The organism is Streptomyces sp. SID14515, assembly GCF_010548505.1.
GTDB lineage: Bacteria > Actinomycetota > Actinomycetes > Streptomycetales > Streptomycetaceae > Streptomyces > Streptomyces caviscabies.
Genome location: NZ_JAAGMH010000121.1, coordinates 1 through 22481 on the forward strand (window position 1 = coordinate 1; position 22481 = coordinate 22481).

Here is a 22481-nt window from a genome sequence, read left to right on the forward strand (position 1 = left end):
GCCGACCGCATCAGCACCATCCTCCAGGACGCCACCCCCGCACTCCTCCTCACCACCACCAGCACCGCCCCGCAACTGCCCACGACACCAGTGCCGCAACTGCTGCTGGACACCGACCAGGGCCGGGGCACCGAACACCCCGCACACCGCCCCGACGTGACGGTCGCACCGAACGCACCCGCCTACGTGATCTTCACATCCGGTTCCACCGGACGCCCCAAGGGCGTCGTGGTCGGACACGACGCGATCAACAACCGCCTCGCCTGGATGCAGGACACCTACCAACTCGACACCACCGACCGGGTCCTGCAGAAAACACCCTCAGGCTTCGACGTCTCCGTCTGGGAATTCTTCTGGCCCCTGCGCACCGGCGCGACCCTCGTCCTCGCCCGCCCCGAAGGCCACAAAGACCCCGCCTACCTCACCACCCTCATCCAGAACACCGGCATCACCACCGCCCACTTCGTGCCCTCCATGCTCCAGGCCTTCCTCACCGAACCCACCACCCCCCACTGCACCACCCTGCGCCGGATCATCTCCTCCGGCGAAGCCCTCCCCACCGACACCGCCCACCGCTTCCACACCCAACTCCCCACCACCCAACTCCACAACCTCTACGGCCCCACCGAAGCCGCCGTCGACGTCACCGCCCACCACACCACCACCAGCAGCAGTGGAAGTGACACCACCAGCGGTGGAGGCAGTGGTGGTGGTGGTGTTCCGATCGGGCGGCCGATCTGGAACACCCGCACCTACATCCTCGACAACGCCCTGCGCCCCGTCCCCGTCGGCGTCCCCGGAGAGCTCTACCTCGCCGGAATCCAACTCGCCCACGGCTACACCCACCGCCCCGCCCTCACCGCCGAACGCTTCACCGCCAACCCCCACAGCACCACCGGCGAACGCATGTACCGCACCGGCGACATCGCCCGCTGGACCACCGACGGCACCATCGAATACCAAGGCCGCAGCGACGACCAGATCAAACTCCGCGGCTTCCGCATCGAACTCGGCGACATCGAAACCGCACTCACCACCCACCCCCACATCACCCACACCACCGTCCTCCTCCGCGAAGACCAACCCGGCAACAAACAACTCATCGCCTACACCCTCCCCACCCCCGGACACACCCCCCACCCCGACCAACTACGCACCCACGCAGCCACCCACCTCCCCGACCACATGATCCCCGCAGCATTCATCACACTCACCGAACTCCCCCTCACCGCGAACGGGAAGCTGGACCGCAAAGCCCTCCCCGCACCCGACTTCAGCCGCCAAGTCGTCGGCCGCAGCCCCCGCAACCCCCGCGAAGAACTGCTCTGCACCCTCTTCGCCGAAACCCTCAACCTCGACACCGTCACCATCGACGACAACTTCTTCAACCTCGGCGGGCACTCCCTCCTCGCCACCCGCCTCATCAGCCGTATCCGAACCGCCCTCGACACCGAACTCGACGTCCGCACCATCTTCGAAACCCCCACCGTCGCCGGACTCGCCCACCACCTCGACACCACCACCCCCACCACCCGCCCCCACCTCACCCCCCGACCCCGCCCCCACCACACCCCCCTCTCCCCCGCCCAACGCCGCCTCTGGTTCATCAACCGACTGGAGAGTTCGGGCGGCAACTACAACACCGGTCTCTCCCTGCGGCTTTCCGGCGGGCTGGATGTGCCGGCCCTGCGTGCGGCGCTGAACGACGTCATCACCCGGCACGAGAGCCTGCGCACCACCTTCCCGGACACCGACGGCCACCCCCGCCAGGAAATCCACACCCCCGAACAGGCGACCGTCGACCTCACCGTCACCGACGTGACCACCGAAGAACTCGGGGCGGCACTCAGCCGAGCCGCCTCGGCCTCCTACGACCTGGCGGTCGAAACTCCTTTCCGTGCCCACCTGTTCCGGGTGTCGGAGGGCGACCATGTGCTGCTGCTGGTCGTCCACCACATCGCCAGTGACGGTTGGTCCAACGCGCCGTTGTCGAAGGATCTGTCCACCGCCTATGCCGCGCGCAGCGCCGGGGGCGCCCCCGAGTGGCAGCCGCTGCCGGTCCAGTACGCCGACTACACCCTCTGGCAGGACGAGATCCTCGGCGACGAGGACGATTCGCAGAGCGTCCTGGCCGGTCAGCTGGACCACTGGCGCACCACGCTCGCGGACCTCCCGGAGGAGCTGGCCCTCCCCACCGACCGGCCGCGGCCGGCGGAGATGAGCTACCGCGGCGAGCGGGTGCCCATGCACTTCGGGCCCGGCCTCCAGCGTGCAGCTGCCGATCTGGCACGTGATGCGGGAGGGACCGTCTTCATGGTCCTCCAGGCCGCCATCGCCGCCCTGTTGGGCAAGGTCGGCGGAGGTGAGGACATCCCGATCGGTACGGCGGTGGCCGGACGCACCGACGAAGCGCTCGACGACCTTGTCGGCTTCTTCGTCAACACCCTCGTGCTGCGCACCGACCTCTCCGGGAACCCGACCTTCCGCGAGCTCGTCGACCGGGTGAAGGAGACGGACCTGGCGGCCTACGCCCACCAGGACGTGCCCTTCGAGCGCCTCGTCGACGAACTCAACCCGGCTCGTTCCATGGCCAGGCACCCGCTCTTCCAGGTCATGCTGTCGATGCAGAACACCCCGGCCATTGAGGCCGAGTTGGGCGGTATCCCCGCGACCCCGCTGCCGGTGGCGCTCGACACGGCCAAGTTCGATCTCTCCTTCGAGCTGGAGGAGCGGTTCTCCGGTGACGGTTCGCCCGCGGGGCTGGAGGGTGTGATCGAGTTCGCGGTCGATCTCTTCGACCGTGCGTCGGTCGAGGTGCTGGCGGCACGTCTCGGGCAGTTGCTGGAGGCGGCGCTGGGCGATCCGGATCGGGCCGTGTCGACGATCGACGTGCTGACCGCGCGGGAGCGTGAGCGGATTCTGGTGGAGTGGAACGCCACCTCGCGGTCCGTCGAGCCGGTGACCTTCCCGGGGCTGTTCGAGGCCCAGGTGATCCGTGCGCCGCGGGCCACCGCTCTGGAATCTCCCGAACTCACCTATAGCTACGAGGAGTTCAACGAGCGTGCCAATCAGCTGGCGCATCTGCTGATCGAGCGGGGGGTGGGCCGTGAGCAGATCGTGGCGCTCGCGCTGCCCCGGTCGGTGGACATCGCGGTCGCCCAGCTCGCCGTGATGAAGGCCGGAGCCGCCTACCTGCCCGTCGACCCGGACTACCCGGCCGACCGGATCAGCTACATCCTCGACGACGCCGCGCCCGCCCTGCTCATCACCGACACCGAACACGCCCCCCGGCTCCCCGAACACGACCGGGTCCCACGCCTCCTGATCGACACCGCCGGCCTCACCACCGGCCGGCCTCACCACAACCCCGCCGTCCCCGTACAGCTCACCCACCCCGCCTACGTCATCTACACCTCCGGCTCCACCGGCCGCCCCAAGGGCGTCGTCGTCACCCACCAAGGCCTGGCCTCGTTCGCCGCCGCCGAACTCGAACGCTTCGACGTCACCGCCGACAGCCGGGTCCTGCAGTACGCCTCGCCCAGCTTCGACGCGTCCGTCCTGGAGATCTGCATGACCTACGCGGCCGGCGCCACGCTCGTGGTTCCGCCGCCGGGTCCGCTGGCCGACGACGTGCTGGCCGCCGTTCTGCGGGACAGCGCGGTGACCCACGCGCTGATCCCACCGGCGGCCCTGGCCACCGTCGCCGTGCGGCCCGGTGACTTCCCCGCCTTCCGTACCCTCGTGGTCGGAGGCGACGCCACCTCGGCGGAGCTGGTCGACCGCTGGGCGCCGGGCCGCCGCATGGTGAACGCCTACGGTCCGACGGAATCCACCGTCATGGTGACCACCAGCGCCCCCCTGACCGCGCAGAGCGGGACGCCGCCCATCGGCCGGCCGGTTCACAACAGTCGTGTCCACGTCCTCGACGCTGGTCTACGTCCGGTCCCCGCAGGAGTGCCGGGCGAGCTGTACATCGCGGGCCAGGGCCTGGCCCGCGGCTACCTCGGACGGCGCGGGCTGACCGCCGAGCGCTTCGTCGCCGACCCGTACAGCACGACGGGGGAGCGGATGTACCGCACGGGCGACATCGCCCGCTGGACGGCGGACGGCGAACTCGACTACCTCGGCCGCGCCGACAACCAGGTCAAACTCCGCGGCTACCGCATCGAGCTCGGCGAGGTCGAGGCCGCGCTGAACGCCCACGGGACGGTCGACCGGGCCGCGGTTCTGATCCGGGAGGACCAGCCGGGTGTCGCCGTCCTGGTCGCCTACCTCGTGCCCGCCGCCGGCCTCACCACGGACCATGCGGAGCTGCGCCGGCATGTGGCCGAGGCACTGCCCTCGTACATGGTGCCGGGGGCCTTCGTCACCCTGGACACGCTCCCGGTCACCGTCAACGGCAAGCTCGACCGCGAGGCGCTCCCCGCCCCCGACTTCGGGGACCTCCTGGGCACCCGGGAGCCGCGCACCGTACAGGAAGAGGTCTTCTGCGACCTCTTCGCCGAGGTCCTGCGCCTCGAACGCGTCGGCGTCGACGGAAACTTCTTCGAGCTCGGCGGCGACAGCATCGTCTCCCTCCAACTCGTCAGCAAGGCGCACAAGGCCGGGCTGCTGATCAGGACGCGGGACGTCTTCGACTGCCAGACCCCGGCCGCCCTCGCCGAGGTCGCCGTGCCGGTCTCCGCGGTTGTCCACGAGTCGCCCGAAGCGGGACTCGGCCCGGTGCCGCTGACCCCGATCATGCACTGGCTACGGGAACTCGGCGGCCCGGCCGACGGTTTCCAGCAGGCCATGATGGTGCGGACCCCGCCCGGATGCGCCACCGAGCCGATGTCGGCCATGGTTCAGGCGCTGTTGGACCGGCACGACGTGTTGCGCGCCCGGCTGACCCGTCATGCCGGTGGCGAGTGGGAGCTGGAGGTGCGACCGCCCGGGAAGGTCCGGGCGGAGGACGTCCTGAGCCGCGTGGATGTGCATGACACGGACATCGCGGAGGAGGCGAGGGCCGCCCAACGGCGCCTGGACCCGGAATCCGGGGTGATGCTGCAAGCCGTCTGGTTCGACGCGGGTGCCGAATCGGCGGGCCGGCTTCTTCTCGTCATCCACCATCTGGTGGTCGACGGGATCTCCTGGCGCCTGCTGACGCCGGAGCTTCCGGAGCTCTACCGGGCCGCGGCCGAGGGACGTGACACGGGCCCGGGGGAGACGGGCACCTCCTTCCGGAGCTGGGCGCGGAATCTGGCCGAGGAAGCCGGGAAGCCGGGCCGGATCGAGGAACTGCCGCTCTGGGCGGCCATGCTCGGAGAACCCCGGCGGCCGCTGGGAAGCCGAGCGCTGGACCCGGTCCGGGACAAGGCCGCGACCGCCCGCAGGCTCACGCTCTCCCTGCCCGTGGAGCTGACCGAACCGCTCCTGACCCGGCTGCCGACCATCTACCACGCGGGGATCAACGACGTTCTGCTGGCGGCCTTCGCCATCGCCGCGGTCGACTGGCAGCGAGCACGCGGAGCGGGCCGCAGCGTCGTGTTCGACCTCGAAGGGCACGGCCGCGAAGAGCTCGGGGAGAACCTCGACGTCTCCCGTACGGTCGGCTGGTTCACCAGCATGTACCCGGTGCACCTCGATCCGCGGGTTCCGGACCGGGAGTGGCCCGACGTCCGGGCCGGCGGTCCCGCTCTCGGCCGGGTGCTCAAGGAGGTCAAGGAGCAGCTGCGGGCGATACCGGACAACGGCATCGGGTACGGGCTGCTGCGCTACCTCAACGAGGAAGCCGGTGCCGCGCTGTCCGCCCTGCCGGCACCGCAGATCAGCTTCAACTACCTGGGCCGTATCGCCATGGCGGACGGGGCCGGTGACGTGGCGGACTGGTCCGTACTGTCCGACGTGGACCTGGGCGACGGACGCGACCCGGACATGCCGGTCGGGCACGCGCTGGAGCTGAACGCGGTCACCCAGGACCAGGCGGACGGCCCGCGGCTGTCGGCCACCTGGTCCTGGCCTTCGGAGCTGTTCCGCGAGGACGAGGTGCGGGCGCTGGCCGAGGGCTGGTTCAAGGCGCTCGGCGCCCTGGTCGCCCATGCCGAGACGCCGGATGCGGGCGGATTCACTCCGTCGGACCTTCTGGTGGACCTCAACCAGAACGAGATCGACCTCCTGTCGGAGGAATGGGGTTTCTGAACCCGCCCGCACGGAGAACAGGGGAGCCGGGCCGCTCAGTGTGCGCGCGCGGCTTCCCTGCTCCTTCGCTTCGGTGACAGAAGCTTCACGAGCGGCCGCTCCACGGCCACGGTGAGCAGCCGGGCGAGGGCCAGGCTCACCGCGAGATCGAGGCAGACCACGCCGATCGCCTTGGGGACGGAGTAGAGCTCCTCTCCGAACTGCTGGAAGAAGAAGTTCATCACCGGCCAGTGGACGAGGAGGAAGGCGAAGGAGATGTCTCCGAGCCACTCCATGGGGCGGTTCGCGACGATGGACCGGTCGCCCCGCAGGTCGGCCGCCGCGAGGGAGCCGAGGAGCAGTGTCACCGGCACGATGGTCATGGCGACCAGCCGGTACTCCGCGGGGGTCTCCAGCGCGACGAAGTAGAGGACCGCGAGCAGGACCGCGAACGGCAGCGGACCCGGGCCGGTCCAGCGGCCGGCCATGACGATGCGGGCCACCAGGATGCCCAGGACGAACTCCAGCAGCCGGGTCACCGGGAAGATCTGGATGATCCAGAACGCGTCCGTCGAACCGGCGGGCGCGTTCGGCGCCATCCCGGCCTCGGCCGGTACGAGGGCGCGCACCACGGCGGGTATGGCGAAGACCACGGCCAGGACCGCGCCGACGCACCACCACAGGTGCTGGGCCTTGACGCGAGACATCGCCCGATGGAGTACGGGGAACAGCAGGTAGAAGAAGGCGACGCAGGCGAGCGACCAGCTCGGGGCGTTGGCGGCGCCGAAGATCTGGGGGTCGGGCGACCACGCCTGTAGGAGCAGGAGGCTCATGGCCCCCGTCTCGAAGGTCGTCGCGGAGCCGGCGAAGACGACCACGGCCACGGCGAACGTCAGCCAGTGCAGGGGGACGATCTTGGCAAGCCTGCGGCGCCAGAAGAGCAGGGGCGAGTCCTTCTCACGGTGGATCCAGGTGAGGATGAATCCGCCGAGCACGAAGAAGCAGGACAGTCCGACCTTGCCTATTCCGCCCAGATAGTGGCGGTACCACTGCGCGGCTTCGGGATCCGCGAAGGGGACGATGAGCGCGACGTGGCCGATGAACACGACGAGCATGAGAGGGAAGCGGATGCCGGTGAGGGAGGGCAGCCGGGGTCGTGAGGGGTCGGGGGACATGATGTCTGCTCCTGTGTGGGGGATGGTCAGGAGAGACCACAGGATGAGGAGGGGTGTCCCTCCGGTTGGAGGGACACCCTTGCGTCATGAGGCGTGAGCCTGTGACGCTGCTTCCTCGTCGTGGCCTCCCTGTCGGGGTGAAGGGATGGAGGGCAGGGGGTCCGTCGGCGGCTGCTCGGTCCGGCCGCGGGGGCCCGACAGCAGCTGGACGAGCGGACGTTCCACGCCGATGGTGAGCAGCCAGGCGAGGACGATGCTGACCGTGAGATCCAGCAGTGCGACGGCGATGAACTCGGATACCGAGTACATCCGTTGCTGGCCGAAGACCTTGGCGAAGAACATGATCACCGGCCAGTGGACCAGGAAGAACGCGAAACTGATGTCGCCCAGCCACTGCATGGGCCGGGTCGCGAGGAGGGACTTGCGCCCCGCGATGTCGGCCGCGGCGAGACTGCCGGCGAACAGGGCGACCGGGATGATCATCGCGGCGACGAGCCGGTATTCACGCGGTAGCTGGTAGGCGATGAAGAAGCCCACCAGGAGCAGCGCCGTGGCGGGCAGAGGCCGGGCGGCCCCGATCCACCGGCCGGAGATGACCAGGCGTGCCAGCAGAATTCCCAGGAGGAACTCCAGAACGCGCGACACGGGGAAGATCTGGATGAAGTAGAAGGCGTTCAGGGAGGACGCCGGCGACAGGGGGTGGATCATGGGGTCTGCGGGGACCACCGCTCGTACGACGACCGTGATGGAGATGATCGCGGCCACCACCGCGCCGGCGCACCACCACAGACGTCGCGCCGGAACGCGCCGCACGGCCCGGTGCAGGGCGGGAAAGAGCAGGTAGAAGAGGGCCAGGCAGGTCAGTGACCAGCTGGGGGCGTTCATGCTGCCGAAGATTTCGGGATCGATCGACCACGACGAGACCATCAGGAAGTTGAGAACGGCCGCCGTGCCGGAGACGGCCGGATAGGCGAAGATGGCCAGCGAGAGGCCGAAGGTCACCCAGTGCAGGGGTGCGATCCGTACGAACCTGCGCCGCCAGAACTGCAGTGCGGAATCGTGTTCGCGCGCGGTCCACACCAGCAGGAATCCGCTGATGAGGAAGAAGAGCGAGAGGCCGGCCTGGCCGATCCAGCCGGCCCAGGTGTAGTAGGTCTCTCCGGCCTCCGGTGAGCGGAGAGGGATCCCGAGGTGGATGTGGTTGAGGAATACCAGGAGTAGTGCTGGGAATCGGACTCCGGTGAGTGAACTCAGCCGGGAGCCCTTGGGTCTTTCCTTCGTCTCGGTCATCATCATTCCCCCGTTTCGTGGACTGGGTTCGGTGCGGACGGGATCGGGCAGCCGGATCGGTACGTCTGGACCGAGGGCCGCGGAGATACGACGAAACCCTGCAGGATGTGTTCTTGCAGGGTCTTCGTCGCAGAGAGTCCGGACAGCGTCCATGAGCGGTCGCGGTCCGGCCCCCTGCCGTTGTGGGGTGGAGTTACTGCTTCGACGCGGCCTTCTCGTAGGCGCGGATCGTCAGCGGAACCGCGACGACCAGCAGGGCCAGGGAGAGGGCCACGGCCATGGGGACCGCGTGCTGCATCGGGAACGCCGCGTCGGCGGGGACCGGCGGTGCGTTCCCGAACAGCTCCCGAGTGGCCTGGACCACGGAACTGACCGGGTTCCACTGGGAGATCGCCTGCATCCAGCCGGGCAGGCCGTCGAGCGGGATGAACGCGTTCGACAGGAACGCCAGCGGCATCACGATGATGGAGCCGAGGGCGTTCACCGCCGCGGCGTTGGCCAGCTTCAGGCCCAGCAGGGCACCGAGCCAGGAAGCGGCCAGCCCCAGGAGGAGCATCACGCCGAATCCGCCCAGGGCCGACGGAATGCCCTCGTGCACGCGCCAGCCGATCACATAGCCCGGCACCGTCATGAGCGCGAAGCTCCAGATGGTCAGGATCAGATCGTGGGTGGTCCGGCCGATGAGGACGGCGGAACGGGACATCGGCAGCGACCGGAAGCGGTCCATCAGCCCGTTGTCGAGGTCGGAGATCACGCCGAGGGCACTCAGGACCATGTTCCCGAGCACGACCTGGGCGAAGATGCCGGCCATGATGTAGTCCTGGTAGGACTGGCCGCCCGGCACCTCCATCGCGCTGCCGAAGAGATAGCCGAAGACCAGGACGAAGAGCACTGGCAGCAACGTGACACTCAGCAACTGCTGTGGTGTGCGCGTCAGATGCCGAAGGTGCCGGCCGATGAGGGCGGATGAGTGGACAAGGGTCTCGGTCATGCCGCTTTCTCTCCCTGAACGGTCTGCCGCTCTGCGGTGGGTCGGGCCCCCGGGCCTGTCTCGTCGTCGTCGGCTTCTTCGGGCGACACCGGCTGCCCGGTGAGCGCGAGGAAGACGTCGTCCATGGAGGAACGGCGGATCGCGAAGTCGACGGGCTCCACCGCCGCCTCCTTCAGCGCGGTGGTCACCGAGGCGAGGGTGTTCACCCCGCCTACCAGCGGTATGGAGACCGTCTTCGTCTTCTTGTCGATCGACGGGACCTCGGCGGAGGCCTGGCCGACAGCCCGCGTCGCGGCCGGAAGGTCGGCCTCCGTCGCCACGGACACCTCCAGGCGCTCGCCGCCGACCTTCCGCTTGAGCTCCTCCGGGGTGCCCTCGGCGATGAGCCCGCCCTGGTTGAGGACGGCGATCCGGTCGGCCAGCTGATCGGCCTCCTCCAGGTACTGCGTGGTCAGGAGAACGGACACCCCCTTGTTCACCTGCTCCCTGACCATGCCCCACAACAGCTTCCTGCTGGTCACGTCGAGGCCGGTGGTCGGCTCGTCGAGGAAGAGCACGGTGGGAGTGGTGACGAGGCTTGCGGCGAGGTCGAGCCGGCGCCGCATGCCGCCCGAGTACGTCTTGGCCTGCCGGTCGGCGGCATGCGTCAGGTCGAACTGCTCCAGAAGCTCTTCCGCCCTGGTGTGCGCCTTGCGCTTGCCCAGTCCCAGGAGAACACCGATCAGACGGAGGTTCTCCCGTCCGGTGAGCAGGGCGTCGACTGCCGCGTACTGCCCGGTCAGACCGATACGGCGACGGATCTCGCGCTTGTCCTTGGCGAGGTCGAACCCGGCGACCGTGACTTTCCCGCTGTCGTACGGCAACAGCGTGGCGAGGATACGCACGATCGTGGTTTTCCCCGCACCGTTCGGACCGAGCAGTCCCAGCACCTCGCCCTTGGCGACGGACAGGTCGATGCTGTCCAGCACCACATTGTCCGCGTATTTCTTGCGGAGTCCTTCCGCAGAGATCGCTGTCTCCATATCCGTCCACTTCCACATCGGGGATTGGCCAAGCGTTACGGGCATTTCTGCTCATCAAAGGGGCGGCCGGAGGACCGCCGCAAGGGAGGAGTCAGCTAGCTGCCACGGGCGGCCCGCCGAGAGACCGGAGCCGGTCGTGGACCAGGCGGCCGATCTCCGAGACGGCGCCCGGCGACATCATGTCGTTGTGCGTCGCGGCCAGGGGGTGGGTGTCGATGCCCCCGCCGACGTACGGGCTCCACTTGTCGACCATGCGCTGCTCGGCCTCCTCACCGTGTTCGGTGGTCGAGACGACCACCGTCATGCCGCCCCGCAGCTTCTTGGGACGGAATTCCGTCACGATGCGGTAGTTGTTCTTCATCACCTCGGCGAACGCGTCGATGTGATGCGGTTCGAGGCTCCCCAAGGCGCTGTCCCGGCTGCTGACCATTTCCATGACCTGGGCGTACTCGAATACGACGTCCTCACCGATGGAATCGACATCGAATCCCGCGACCATCAGCAGTGCGCGGAAGACGATCTGCTCGGTGTATTCGGGCTGATCGGCGCCGAAGTACTCCTCGAACGGAATCTGGTCGAGGTTGACCAGAAGGCCGATCTCCTCTCCCGCGTCCTGGAGCTGGGTGGCGATCTCGTAGGCGGTCAGCGCACCCATGGACCAGCCGATGAGGTGGTACGGGCCGTGCGGCTGGACCGTACGGATCTGCTCGATGTAGTCCGCGGCCATCTCCGGTACGCTCCGGGCCAGTTCGTCGCCCGGCTTGAAGCCGCGTGCCTGTAGGCCGTAGACGGGGTACTCGGCGCGGATGTGCTTCAGGAACTCGCCGTATCCCCAGGCGAGCCCGCCCGTGGCGTGCACCGCGAACAGGGGCGGCTTCTCCCCGTCGGCGCGGAGCGGCAGCAGGCCTTCGAAGCCGTCGCTCGACGACCCGGAGCCGAGGCTCTCGACGAGCGATGCCACGGTGGGCGTCTCGAAGAGGGCGCGGTTGCTGATCTTGACGCCGAGGACCGAGCGGATCCGGCTGGTGAGCTGAAGGGAGACGATGCTGTCGCCGCCGAGCTCGAAGAAGTTGCCGTCGATGCCGACCCGTTCCAGGCCCAGGGCCTCTGCGAACAGACCGCACAGCAGCTCCTCCCGGGGCGCGCGCGGACCGCGCGACCCCGCCAGCTCCCCGAGATCGGGGGCAGGCAGCGCCTTGTGGTCGAGCTTTCCGTTGGGCGTCACCGGCAGCGCGTCGAGCCGTACGAAGGCGGCCGGCACCATGTACGAGGGCAGGGACGCCGCCAGGTGCCGGCGCAGCTCCGCCTGATCGGCGGCCCCCTCGTCCCCGGCCACCGTGTAGGCCACCAGCGCGGGCTCGCCGGTCTGCTGCGCCCGGACGGTGACCACGGCCTGCGCCACCCGGCCGTGGGAGAGCAGCGCGGACTCGATCTCTCCCAGCTCGATGCGGAAGCCGCGGATCTTCACCTGGTTGTCCGCGCGCCCCAGGTACCTGATCTCCCCCTCTGCCGTCCAGCGGGCCAGGTCGCCGGTCCGGTACATCCGCTCGCCCGGACCGCCGAACGGGCAGGCGACGAACCGTTCCGAGGTCAGCGGGGTCCGGCCGAGATAGCCACGTGCCAGGCCGGCGCCGGCGATGTACAGCTCACCGGCGACTCCGGCCGGGACCGGGCTCAGACCCGAGTCCAGGATGTACACCCGGCTGTTGTGCACCGGACGCCCGATCGTCGGAGTGCCCGTGCCGGCCGTCAGCGGTTGGCCGATCGTGGCCGCGACGGTGGACTCGGTCGGACCGTAGGCATTCACCATCCGGCGGTCCGGAGCCCACCGGTCGACGAGTTCCGCCGAGGTGGCGTCACCGCCGACCACCAGGGACCGGAAAGCGGGGAAGCCGCCGGCCGGTACCGATGCCAGCGCCGCGGGCGGAATCAGCGCGTGCGTCACCTCGAGTTCCAGCAGCACCTCGGCCAGGACGTCCCCGGCCAGCGGCCCCGGGGGCGGGACCACGAGCGTGGCGCCCGCCGCGTACGTCATGCAGATCTCCAGCACCGACGCGTCGAAGCTGGGTGACGCGTACTGCAGTACCCGGCTGTCCCCGGTCACGTCGAACCGCTCCACCTCCACGGCCGCGAAGCTGGCCAGCCCGTGGTGGGTGACCACGACGCCCTTGGGGCGGCCGGTCGAACCGGACGTGTAGATGAGGTACGCGGGCTGTGCCGTGTGGATCGGCACCGCCGGGTTGTGCGTCGGGTGCCCGGAGAGATCGGCGTCGTCCAGGAGGAGGCGCGGTGCGCCACCGCCCTCCGGAAGCCGCCCGGCGTGCTCCGTGTCGGTGATGACCAGCACCGGGGCCGCGTCATCGAGGATGTAGGCGATGCGTTCGGCCGGATAGTCCGGGTCCACCGGCAGATAGGCGGCGCCGGCCTTCACCACGGCGAGCTGCGCCACCGCGATGTCCACCGAGCGGGGCAGCGCGAGGGCGACGACGCACTCGGGCCCCACACCGCGTTCGACCAGGGCGTGCGCGAGCCGGTTGGCGCGCTCGTTCAGCTCCGCGTAGGTGAGCCTGAGATGCCCGGCGTCCACGGCGACCGCCGACGGGGTGCGGGACACCTGGGCCTCGAAGAGCCCGGGCAGGGTGACCGGTTCGACGGGCCGCTCGGTGTCGTTCCACTCGACCAGAATCGTCCGCCGCTCCTGCGGGGTGAGGACGTCGACACCTGCGACAGCGCGCGCGGGATCGGCGGTCACCACGTCGAGGAACCGCTCCAGCCGCACGGCCAGCGCCTCGACCGTCTCCGGGTCGAAGAGCTCCAGCGCGAACTCGATGCTGCCCTCGATGCCCGCCGGGGCGCCGTCCGGGCCCAGCCGCTCGCCGAACTGGAACGACAGGTCGAACTTGGCGACGTCCGTGCCCGTCGGGTACGGGATCATCCGGGCCCCGGGCACCTCGGTCTGCACGGTCGCGTTGTTCTGGAACACCAGCATGACCTGGAAAAGGGGGTGCCTGGCCATGGAACGGACCGGGTTGAGCTCCTCCACCAGGCGCTCGAAGGGCACGTCCTGGTGGGCGTAGGCGGCCAGGTCGGTCGCCCTGGCCTGTTCGACGAGCTCGCGGAAGGACGGATTGCCCGAGAGGTCGGTGCGCAGGACCAGCGTGTTGACGAAGAAGCCGACGACATCGTCCAGCGCCTCGTCGGTGCGGCCCGCGATCACGCTGCCGAGCGGGATGTCGTCCCCGGCGCCCAGCTTGCCCAGCAGGGCCGCGACCGCGGCCTGCATCACCATGAACACACTCGCACCGCACGCGTGCGCCAGGTCCACCACCCGCTGATGGATGTGCGCGGGCAGCCGCAGCGGAATCGTCCGGCCCCGGTAGTCCACCACCGGCGGCCGGGGCCGGTCCATGGGCAGCGGTATCTCCTCCGGGAGATCCGCCAGCGCCGCACGCCAGTAGTCCAGCTGTCCGGCCAGCGCGCCGGCCGGATCGCTCTCCTCGCCCAGCACCTGCCGCTGCCACAGCGTGTAGTCCGCGTACTGGACCGGCAGCGGTTCCCACTCCGGTGCCGCCCCGGACAGCCGCGCCCGGTAAGCCGTCGCCACATCCCGTGCCAGGGGCGTCAGCGACCAGCCGTCGCCCGCGATGTGGTGCACCACGATCAGCAGCACGTGCTCGTCGGCGGAGACCCGGAAGAGCCGCGCCCGCAGCGGGATGTCCCGCGCCAGGTCGAAGCCCTCCCGGGCCGCGGCGCCCACCGCGCCGTCCAGTTCCTCCGAGGACACCACCGTGACCGGCAGCTCCAGGGCGGTCGCCGTGGAGCTGAGGATGTCCTGGCGGGGGCGGCCGTCGGTGTCGGGGAAGACCGTCCGCAGACTCTCGTGACGGTCCACCACATCGCGCAGCGCGGCCTGGAGGGCAGCGGGGTCCACGTCGCCGAGCAGCCTGGTGGCGAGCGGAATGTTGTACGCGGCGTTCGGCCCCTCGAAGCGGTTGAGGAACCACAGCCGCCGCTGGGCCGGCGACAACGGGATCTCCGCCGGACGCCGCATCACGCCCAGCGCCTGACGGGAGCCGTCGGCGGTGTCCAGGCGCTGCGCGAGCCCGGCGACGGTCGGCTGTTCGAAGATCTCGCGCACCGCGAGTTCGACGTCGAACACCGTACGGACGCGGCTGACCAGGCGGGTGGCGAGGAGGGAGTGGCCCCCGAGCTGGAAGAAGCTGTCGTCGATTCCTACGGTCTCCAGGCCGAGGATCTCCGCGAAGAGCGTGCAGAGGACCTCCTCACGCGGGTTCCGGGGGTCGCGGGACGAGGCCAGGCTGCCGAAGTCGGGCGCGGGCAGGGCCTTGCGGTCCAGCTTTCCGTTCGGCGTCAGCGGGAACGACTTCAGTACCACGAAGGCCGAGGGCAGCATGTATTCCGGAAGCGTCAGCGCCGCCCGGCTCCGCAGCTCGTCGGCGTCCGGCTCCTCATCGCTCCGCGCGGGCACGACGTAGGCCACCACACGCTTGTCGCCCGGCCGGTCCTCCCTGACCAGCGCCGTGACCTGGCCGACGGCCGGATGGGCGGCGACGGCGCTCTCGATCTCGCCCAGTTCGATCCGGAAACCGCGGATCTTCACCTGGTGATCGACGCGGCCCACGAATTCCAGCTGTCCGTCCGGCCGCCACTTCACCAGGTCGCCGGTGCGGTACATCCGCTCGCCCGCGGTGCCGAAGGGGCTGGCGACGAAGCGCTCGGCGGTCAGGCCCGGCCGACCGCGGTACCCGTGTGCGACTCCCTCTCCCGCGATGTAGAGCTCTCCCGGTATGCCCGCCGGCATCAACCGCAGCCCGGCGTCCAGCACATACACCTGGGTGTTGGCGATGGGACGCCCGATGGACGGGTCGCCCTCGGCGAAGACCTCGGCGGCGGCGGACCAGATGGTCGTCTCCGTCGGGCCGTAGAGGTTGACGACCCGGGAACCGAGCTCGGCCATCGCCCGGGCCAGCGGGGCGGGCAGTGCCTCCCCGCCGACCAGCATGTGCAGGCCGCGCACGGCTTCGGGGCGCTCGGTGACCAGACTCTGCCAGAGCGAAGGGGTCGCCTGCAGGATGGTCGCCCCCGTGCTCCTCACCAGCTCGGCGAGGAGCGCGGTGTCCCGGACCTCGTCCGAGGCGGCGATCACCACCGACGCTCCGCAGACCAGCGGCAAATACAGCTCAAGTCCCGCGATGTCGAACGCCACCGTCGTCACGGCGAGCAGCCGGTCGGACGGCTGCGGAGACACCCGCTCACGCATGGCGAAGAGGAAGTTGACCAGGTTCCCGGCCGACACCACGACACCCTTGGGCCGGCCCGTGGAACCGGAGGTGTAGATGGCGTACGCCGGGCTCGCGGGCGAGAGCGGACCGGTCCGCTCCACGGCGGCCAGGTCCTCCCCCGAGAGGGCCGCCAGAGCGGCCTGCGTGGTCCCGTCGTCGACGACGACCAGGTCGGAGGGGTCCACCGGCAGTCCCGTCGCCGTGCTCGTGCCGGCGATCACACAGACGGGCCGCGCGTCCGAGAAGATGTACGAGACCCGGTCCGCCGGGTAGTCCGGATCGATCGGCAGGTACGCCGCGCCGGTCTTGGCCACCGCGAGCAGAGCGATCGGCAGCTCCGCGGTCCGCGGCAGGGCCACCGCCACGTAACTCCCCGGTCCGACCCCGCGGGCGATCAGGAGCCGTGCCAGCCGATTGGCCCGGGTGTTGAGCTGCGCGTAGGACAGGCGTGTGCCGCCGGACAGCAGCGCGTCGGCGTCGGGTGTCCGCGCGGCCTGGGCCTCGAACAGCTCCGCGAGGACCTCGTCGGGCACGTCGCGGGCCGTGTCGTTCCAGTCGACGAGCTGCCGGCGGCGCTCGGCGTCGGACAGCACATCGAGCTCGCGCACCGGACGCAGCGGATCGGTCATCGCCTCGGCCACCCGCAGCAGGTGACCGAGGACGCGTTCGGCGGCTTCCGGAGCGAAGACATCGCCGCGGTAGTCCGCCCGCACCAGCAGCCGTTCGCCCATCGGCATCACCGTGACGCCGATCGGGTAGTGCGTGGCGTCGAGGGGCTCGGTGCCCCGAACCGTCAGATCGCCGAGCGACTGGGCCATCGCCTCGTTGTCCACCGGGTAGTTCTCGTACACGAGGATCGTGTCGAAGAGCTCGCCCAACCCGGTCATCTCCCGGATGTCGGTGAGCCCCACGTGCTGGTGGGCCATCAGCTCGGACTGCTGGTCCTGGACGCGGCGCAGGAGGTCGCCCACCGTTTCGGCGGGGTCGAGCCGGACCCGTACCGGCAGGGTGTTGATGAACAGCCCCACCATCGACTCGATGTTCGGGATCTCCGGCGGCCGGCCCGACACCGTGGTGCCGAACACCACGTCGTCCCGGCCGGTCAGGTGCCCCAGGGTGATGGCCCAGGCGACCCCCATGAGCGTGTTCAGCGTGACGCCGTGTTCACGGGCCCTCTCACGCAGGGCCACCGCGAACTCCGGTGACAGCTCCCGCGAGATCCGCTCCGGGACGACCGGCAACCGCCCGGGGTCCACCGGCGCCAGCAGCGTCGGCTCGTCGAGGCCGTCGAGCGCCCGGGTCCACGCCTCCGCGGCAGCACCGCGGTCCTGCTTGGCCAGCCAGACGAGGTAGTCCCGGTAAGGGGCCACCCGGGGTAGAGCGGAGTCGTCCCCCTGCGCGGCGTACAGCTCGAACAACTCTCCCAGCAGCACCGGGTAGGACCAGCCGTCCAGCAGGATGTGGTGGTTGGTGATCGTGAAGAGGTGCTGCCCCTCACCGAGGGCGACCAGACTGAACCGCACCAGCGGGGGAGCGGTCAGATCGAAGCGCCGGTTGCGGTCCTCGTCCAGGTGACGGGCCAGCTCGGCCTCACGGCGCGATGGAGACAGACCACTGAGGTCGAGCTCGGACCACGGCAGCCTCACCTCGGCCGGGATCACCTGGACGGCCTCCCCGTTGTCCAGAGTCCGGAACCCGGCCCGCAGGTTGGCGTGGCGCTTGAGGAGGGCGTCCGCGGCCGCCCGGAGCGCCGCGCCGTCCAGCTCACCGCCGATCTCGAAGGAGAACTGGACGGTGTAGACGTCGTAGCCCTGCTGGTCGTAGAGGGCGTGGAAGAGCAGACCTTCCTGGAGCGGGGCGAGCGGCAGAACGTCCGCCAGCTTCGGCTGCCCGGCCTCCAGTTCGTCGATCTCGCTCTGCGCCAGCCGGACCAGCGAGAGGTCGGACGGCGTGTGGCCGCCCGTACCCGGCCCTTCGGCGTGCGTGACGATCGCCCGCAGGGCGCGGAACCAGGTCTGGGCCAGGTCCCGCACCTCGTCCTCGTCGAACAGCTCCCGCGGCCAGGACCAGTTGGCGACCAGGGACGGCCCCTGGGGCGTCTCCCGTGCCATCGAGTTGAGCGTCAGCGCGTGGGTCAGCGGCATCTGGGGGTCGGCGGCTCCGCCCAGCCCGCTCCCGGAGTCGCCTTCCTCCTCGGAGGCCGAACCGCCCAGCCTGCCCAGGTAGTTGAAGCTGATCTGGGGGGTGGGGAGGGCGGCGAGGGTGGGTGCGGTGTCGGGGTTGAGGTGGCGGAGTAGGCCGTAGCCGGCGCCGTTGTCGGGCAGGGCCCTGAGCTGTTCCTTGATGCTCTTGACGGCGTTGCCGACGGCGGGGCCGCCGGTCCATACGTCCTCCCAGGCGTCTTCGGTGACGCCGGGGGAGAGGTGTACGGGGTAGAGGCTGGTGAACCAGCCGATGGTGCGGGAGATGTCGGTGCCGGGGACGAGTTCCTCACGGCCGTGCCCCTCCAGGTCGATCAACGCGCTGGAGCAGTCGCGGCCCCGCCGCCGCTGCCAGTCCGTCACCGCCAGTGCGAAGCCGGTGAGCAGTACGTCGTTGACGCCCGCGTGGAACGCCGCGGGCACCTGGGACAGCAGCGCCCGCGTGATGTCGGCGGGCAGCGAGACCGACAGGCCCCCGGACGTCGCCACGACGTCACGGCGCGCGTCGAGCGGGCGGGAGCCGAGCAGGGGATCCTCGCCCTGGAGCATGGCGGTCCAGATGTCCAGCTCGCCGGTACGCTCCCCGGCCGCCCGCACCAGCCCGTCGGCCCAGGCGCGGAACGAGGTGCCCACCGGCTCCAGGTCCGGCTCACGGCCGGCCGAGACCGCCTCGTACGCGGCGACGAGATCGGGCATCAGGATGCGCCAGGACACTCCGTCCACGACGAGGTGATGCGCCATGAAAAGAACCTGCCCGGGAGCGTCGGGCCCCGCGTCGTGCCACACCACCTGCACCATCACCCCGTCGCCGGGGGACAGCCGCTCCTGGGCGGCCTGCGCGGCCTCGCTCAGAGGCACGGCACGCGCGTCGGCCCGCCGCACGACATCCTCGGCCCGGACAGCGCCCCGGGGGGGAACCTCCAGCGACCAGGTGCCGTCCGGCGTCCTGTCCAGCCGCAACCGCAGCGCGTCGTGGTGGTCGAGCACCCCCTGGAACGCCTTGGTCAGCGTCCCGAGGTCGTAGTCGCCCGGGACCTGCATCATCATGGCTTGGTTGAACCCGTCCACGGGACCGCCGGTCTCCCGCAGATGGTGAATGATCGGCGTCAGCGGCACCGCGCCCGTCGCGCTGTCCGGCCCGGACCCTTCGGAGGTGCTGCTCCCCGCCTCGTCGGAGAGCTGTGCGGAGGCGGCCAGCGCCTCCACGGTCCGCAGCTGGAAGACGTCACGGGGCGTGAGAGCCAGTCCCGCACGGCGGGCCCGGCTGACGAGCTGGATCGAGATGATGCTGTCGCCACCGAGCTCGAAGAAGCTGTCGTCGATACCGACCTCCGGCAGGCCGAGAACCTCCGCGAACAGCCCGCAGAGCAGTTCCTCGCGCGGGGTGCGCGGGCCGCGGCCGACGACCTGGCGGCTGAAGTCGGGTGCGGGCAGTGCCTTGCGGTCCAGCTTCCCGTTGGCGGTCATCGGCAGGGCGTCCAGGACGACGAACGCCGACGGCACCATGTACTCCGGCACCCGGTCCGACACATGGGCGCGCAGCACCTCGGTGTCGGCGCTCCGGCCGGCCGGGACGACATAGGCGACGAGGCGCTTGACGCCGGGCTGGTCCTCCCGCACCACCACCGCGCTGTGCGCGACCGACCGGTGGCCCGTCAGCACCGAGTCGATCTCGCCGAGCTCGATGCGGAAGCCGCGGATCTTCACCTGGTCGTCCGCGCGCCCCAGGTACTCCAGCAGCCCGTCGGCCGTGCGGCGCACGACATCGCCGGTACGGTACATCCGCTCGCCCGGGACGCCGTACGGGTCCGCCACGAACCGCTCGGATGTCAGCGCCGAGCGCCCGAGATAGCCGCGAGTCACCTGCGGTCCCGCGATGTACAGCTCGCCCGCCATGCCCGCGGGAAGCAGCCGCAGCCGGCTGTCGAGGACATAGGCCCGGGTGTTCCCCAGCGCCCTGCCGATCAGGGGCTTCTCGCTCTCCGCGAAGGGGAGGCAGAGGGTGACGACGGTGCATTCGGTCGGGCCGTAGTAGTTGAAGGCGGATACGTCGGGCAGTTCCCGCATCTCCTGCCAGAGAGCGTCGTCGGTCGCCTCGGCGCCGATCTCCAGCAGACGCGGGCGGTGCTCGGCGGCATCCATCAGCCCGGCCGCCAGCAGCTGCCGCAGATAGGTCGGCGTGGAGAAGACGAAGTCGAGGCGCTGCTGCCGCACGTAGCCGACCATCTGCTCCGGGTCCCGGCGCACCTCGTCGTCGATGACGTGCAGCTCATGGCCGTCCAGCATCCAGATCAGACCGTTGACCGACGCGTCGAAGGTGAAGGCCGCCGTGACACCGGCGCGCACCCGCCGGTCACCCAGCGCCTGTGACCCGGGCCGGAAGAGCTGGGCCCGCTGACTGTGGAAGAGGCTCACGGCGTTGCGGTGCTCGACCGCCACACCCTTGGGCCGGCCCGTCGAACCCGAGGTGTAGATCACGTACGCGAGGTGGTCGGCCCCCACCGGGGCGATCCGGTCGGCCTGGACGAGGTCCTTGTCCGGCAGACCGGCCAGGGCCCGCTCGACCGCGGGGTCGTCCAGGACGACCCGTGGTGTCCCGGCCGCCACGTCGGGCAGACCCGCCGCGGTGCCGTGATGCGTGATCAGGCACGCCGGAGCAGCGTCGTCGAAGAGGTACGCCACCCGGTCGGCCGGGTACTCCGGGTCCAGGGGCAGATACCCGGCGCCCGACTTGAGCACCGCGTACAGGGCCACGACCAGGTCCGCCGAGCGGGGCAGCGAGAGCGCCACGACCCGCTCGGGCCCGGCCCCCCGCTCGACGAGCAGTCGGGCCATGCGGTTGGCGCGGCCGTTGAGCTCCGCGAACGTCAGCCGCTCCGTGCCGCACACCAGAGCCGTGGCGTCCGGGGTGAGTGCCGCCTGCGACTCCAGCAGGCCGTGCAGCGTCTCCTCGGCCGGCAACTCCAGCACGGGTCCCGTGCTCTGCGCCAGCAGCAGCGCGTTCTGCTCGGGGGAGCCGAACTGCCGCAGCCCGACCGGACGCTCGGCGTCCTCGTCGACCGTGCTGAGAAGAAGCACGAGGCTGTCGGCGAGAGACCGCGCCAGCGCGGGATCCAGCACATCCGGCTGGTAGGCCAGGGCGAGTTCCATGGTCTCGCCGACGAGTACGGCGATGGTGAGCGGGTAGTGCGTGTCGTCGCGGTTCTCGCTCGCCACGATGCCGAGCGCACCGGAGGACTTCTGGAGGCTCTGCGAGTCGACCGGGAAGTTCTCGAAGACGAGGATCGAGTCGAAGAGTTCGCTGTGCCCGCTCAGTCGCTGGATCTCGTTGAGCCCCAGGTGCTGGTGAGGCATCAGCTCCGACTGCTCGTCCTGGATCCGGGCCAGCAGATCGTTCAGGCTCTCGGAGGGATCGATGCGGACCCTGACCGGCAGGGTGTTGATGAACAGACCCACCATCGACTCGACCCCGGGGATGTCGGCCGGACGGCCCGAGACCGTCGCACCGAACACCACGTCGTCGCGGCCGGCCAACCGCCCCAGCACCATGGCCCAGGCCGCCTGGACCACGGTGTTGACCGTCACCCCCGCCCGCCGGGCGGCCCGGCCGAGCGCCGCGGTCCGCTCGGCCGACAGTTCCACGGTGAGCTGCCCCCGGCTGAGCGAGGTGCTCCGGCTTCCGGTGGCGAGCAGCGAGGGCCCGTCGAGGCCCGCCAGGGAATGCCGCCAGGCCGCTTCGGCGGCCGGGCGGTCCTGCCGGTCCAGCCAGCCGAGGTACTCGCGGTACGGCGTCACACGAGGCAGCCCGGAATCGTCACCGCCGGTGCCGTAGAGCTCGAACAGCTCGCCCAGAACACGGGCGAACGACCATCCGTCCAACAGGATGTGATGGTGCGTCACCAGGAACCGGTAGCGGTCCTGCCCGACCCTGATGAGGGTGAAGCGCACCAGCGGAGGACGGGCCAGGTCGAACCGGCGGGCGCGGTCCTCGGCGATCAGCCGGTCCAGTTCCCGTTCGCGTTCGGCGTCGGACAGACCACGCAGATCGGCATCGGCCCACGGCAGTTCCACTTCGCGGGAGATCAGCTGGACCGGTTCGCCGTTCTTACGGGGCCGGAATCCGGCTCGCAGACTCGCGTGCCGGCGCAACACGCCGGCAGCGGCCCGGCGCAGGGCTTCCGCGTCCAGCTCACCCTCGATCGCGAAGCTGAGCTGGATGGTGTAGACGTCGGCGTCGTCCTCGTCGTACATCGAGTGGAACAGCAGCCCCTGCTGCATGGGCGAGAGCGGGAGAACATCTTCGAGACCGGACTTCGTCATTGCGTTTTCCTTCGGCATCAGTG

Annotated in this window: 6 protein-coding genes; 1 reads left to right on the forward strand and 5 read right to left on the reverse strand. The window is 70.1% G+C overall.

The window, feature by feature from the left end; translation table 11 throughout:
* Nucleotides 1-6177, forward strand: a 6177-nt coding sequence (locus tag G3I54_RS28710) for a non-ribosomal peptide synthetase (RefSeq protein WP_164610168.1), incomplete at its 5' end; no start/stop codon positions are given.
* 35 nt (nucleotides 6178-6212) lie between these two features.
* Here G3I54_RS28710 and G3I54_RS28715 read toward each other — a convergent pair.
* The 5 genes from G3I54_RS28715 to G3I54_RS28735 form a co-directional block, all read right to left on the reverse strand.
* Nucleotides 6213-7331, reverse strand: coding sequence for an acyltransferase (locus G3I54_RS28715; protein WP_164610166.1), 1119 nt, complete (start codon nucleotides 7329-7331; stop codon nucleotides 6213-6215).
* Between the two features lie 84 nt (nucleotides 7332-7415).
* Nucleotides 7416-8621 carry an acyltransferase gene (locus tag G3I54_RS28720; protein WP_164610164.1) on the reverse strand — a complete coding sequence of 402 codons (1206 nt, stop codon included), beginning with the start codon at nucleotides 8619-8621 and terminating at the stop codon, nucleotides 7416-7418.
* A 193-nt stretch (nucleotides 8622-8814) separates the two neighbouring features.
* Nucleotides 8815-9612 (reverse strand): ABC transporter permease, encoded by a 798-nt coding sequence (locus G3I54_RS28725; RefSeq protein WP_164610162.1) that lies wholly within the window; start codon nucleotides 9610-9612, stop codon nucleotides 8815-8817.
* Nucleotides 9609-10634 (reverse strand): ATP-binding cassette domain-containing protein, encoded by a 1026-nt coding sequence (locus G3I54_RS28730; RefSeq protein WP_164610160.1) that lies wholly within the window; start codon nucleotides 10632-10634, stop codon nucleotides 9609-9611. The genes G3I54_RS28725 and G3I54_RS28730 overlap by 4 nt, the downstream gene beginning before the upstream one ends.
* A gap of 91 nt (nucleotides 10635-10725) precedes the next feature.
* Nucleotides 10726-22458 (reverse strand): non-ribosomal peptide synthetase, encoded by an 11733-nt coding sequence (locus tag G3I54_RS28735; RefSeq protein ID WP_164610158.1) that lies wholly within the window; start codon nucleotides 22456-22458, stop codon nucleotides 10726-10728.
* Nucleotides 22459-22481: the final 23 nt, after the last annotated feature.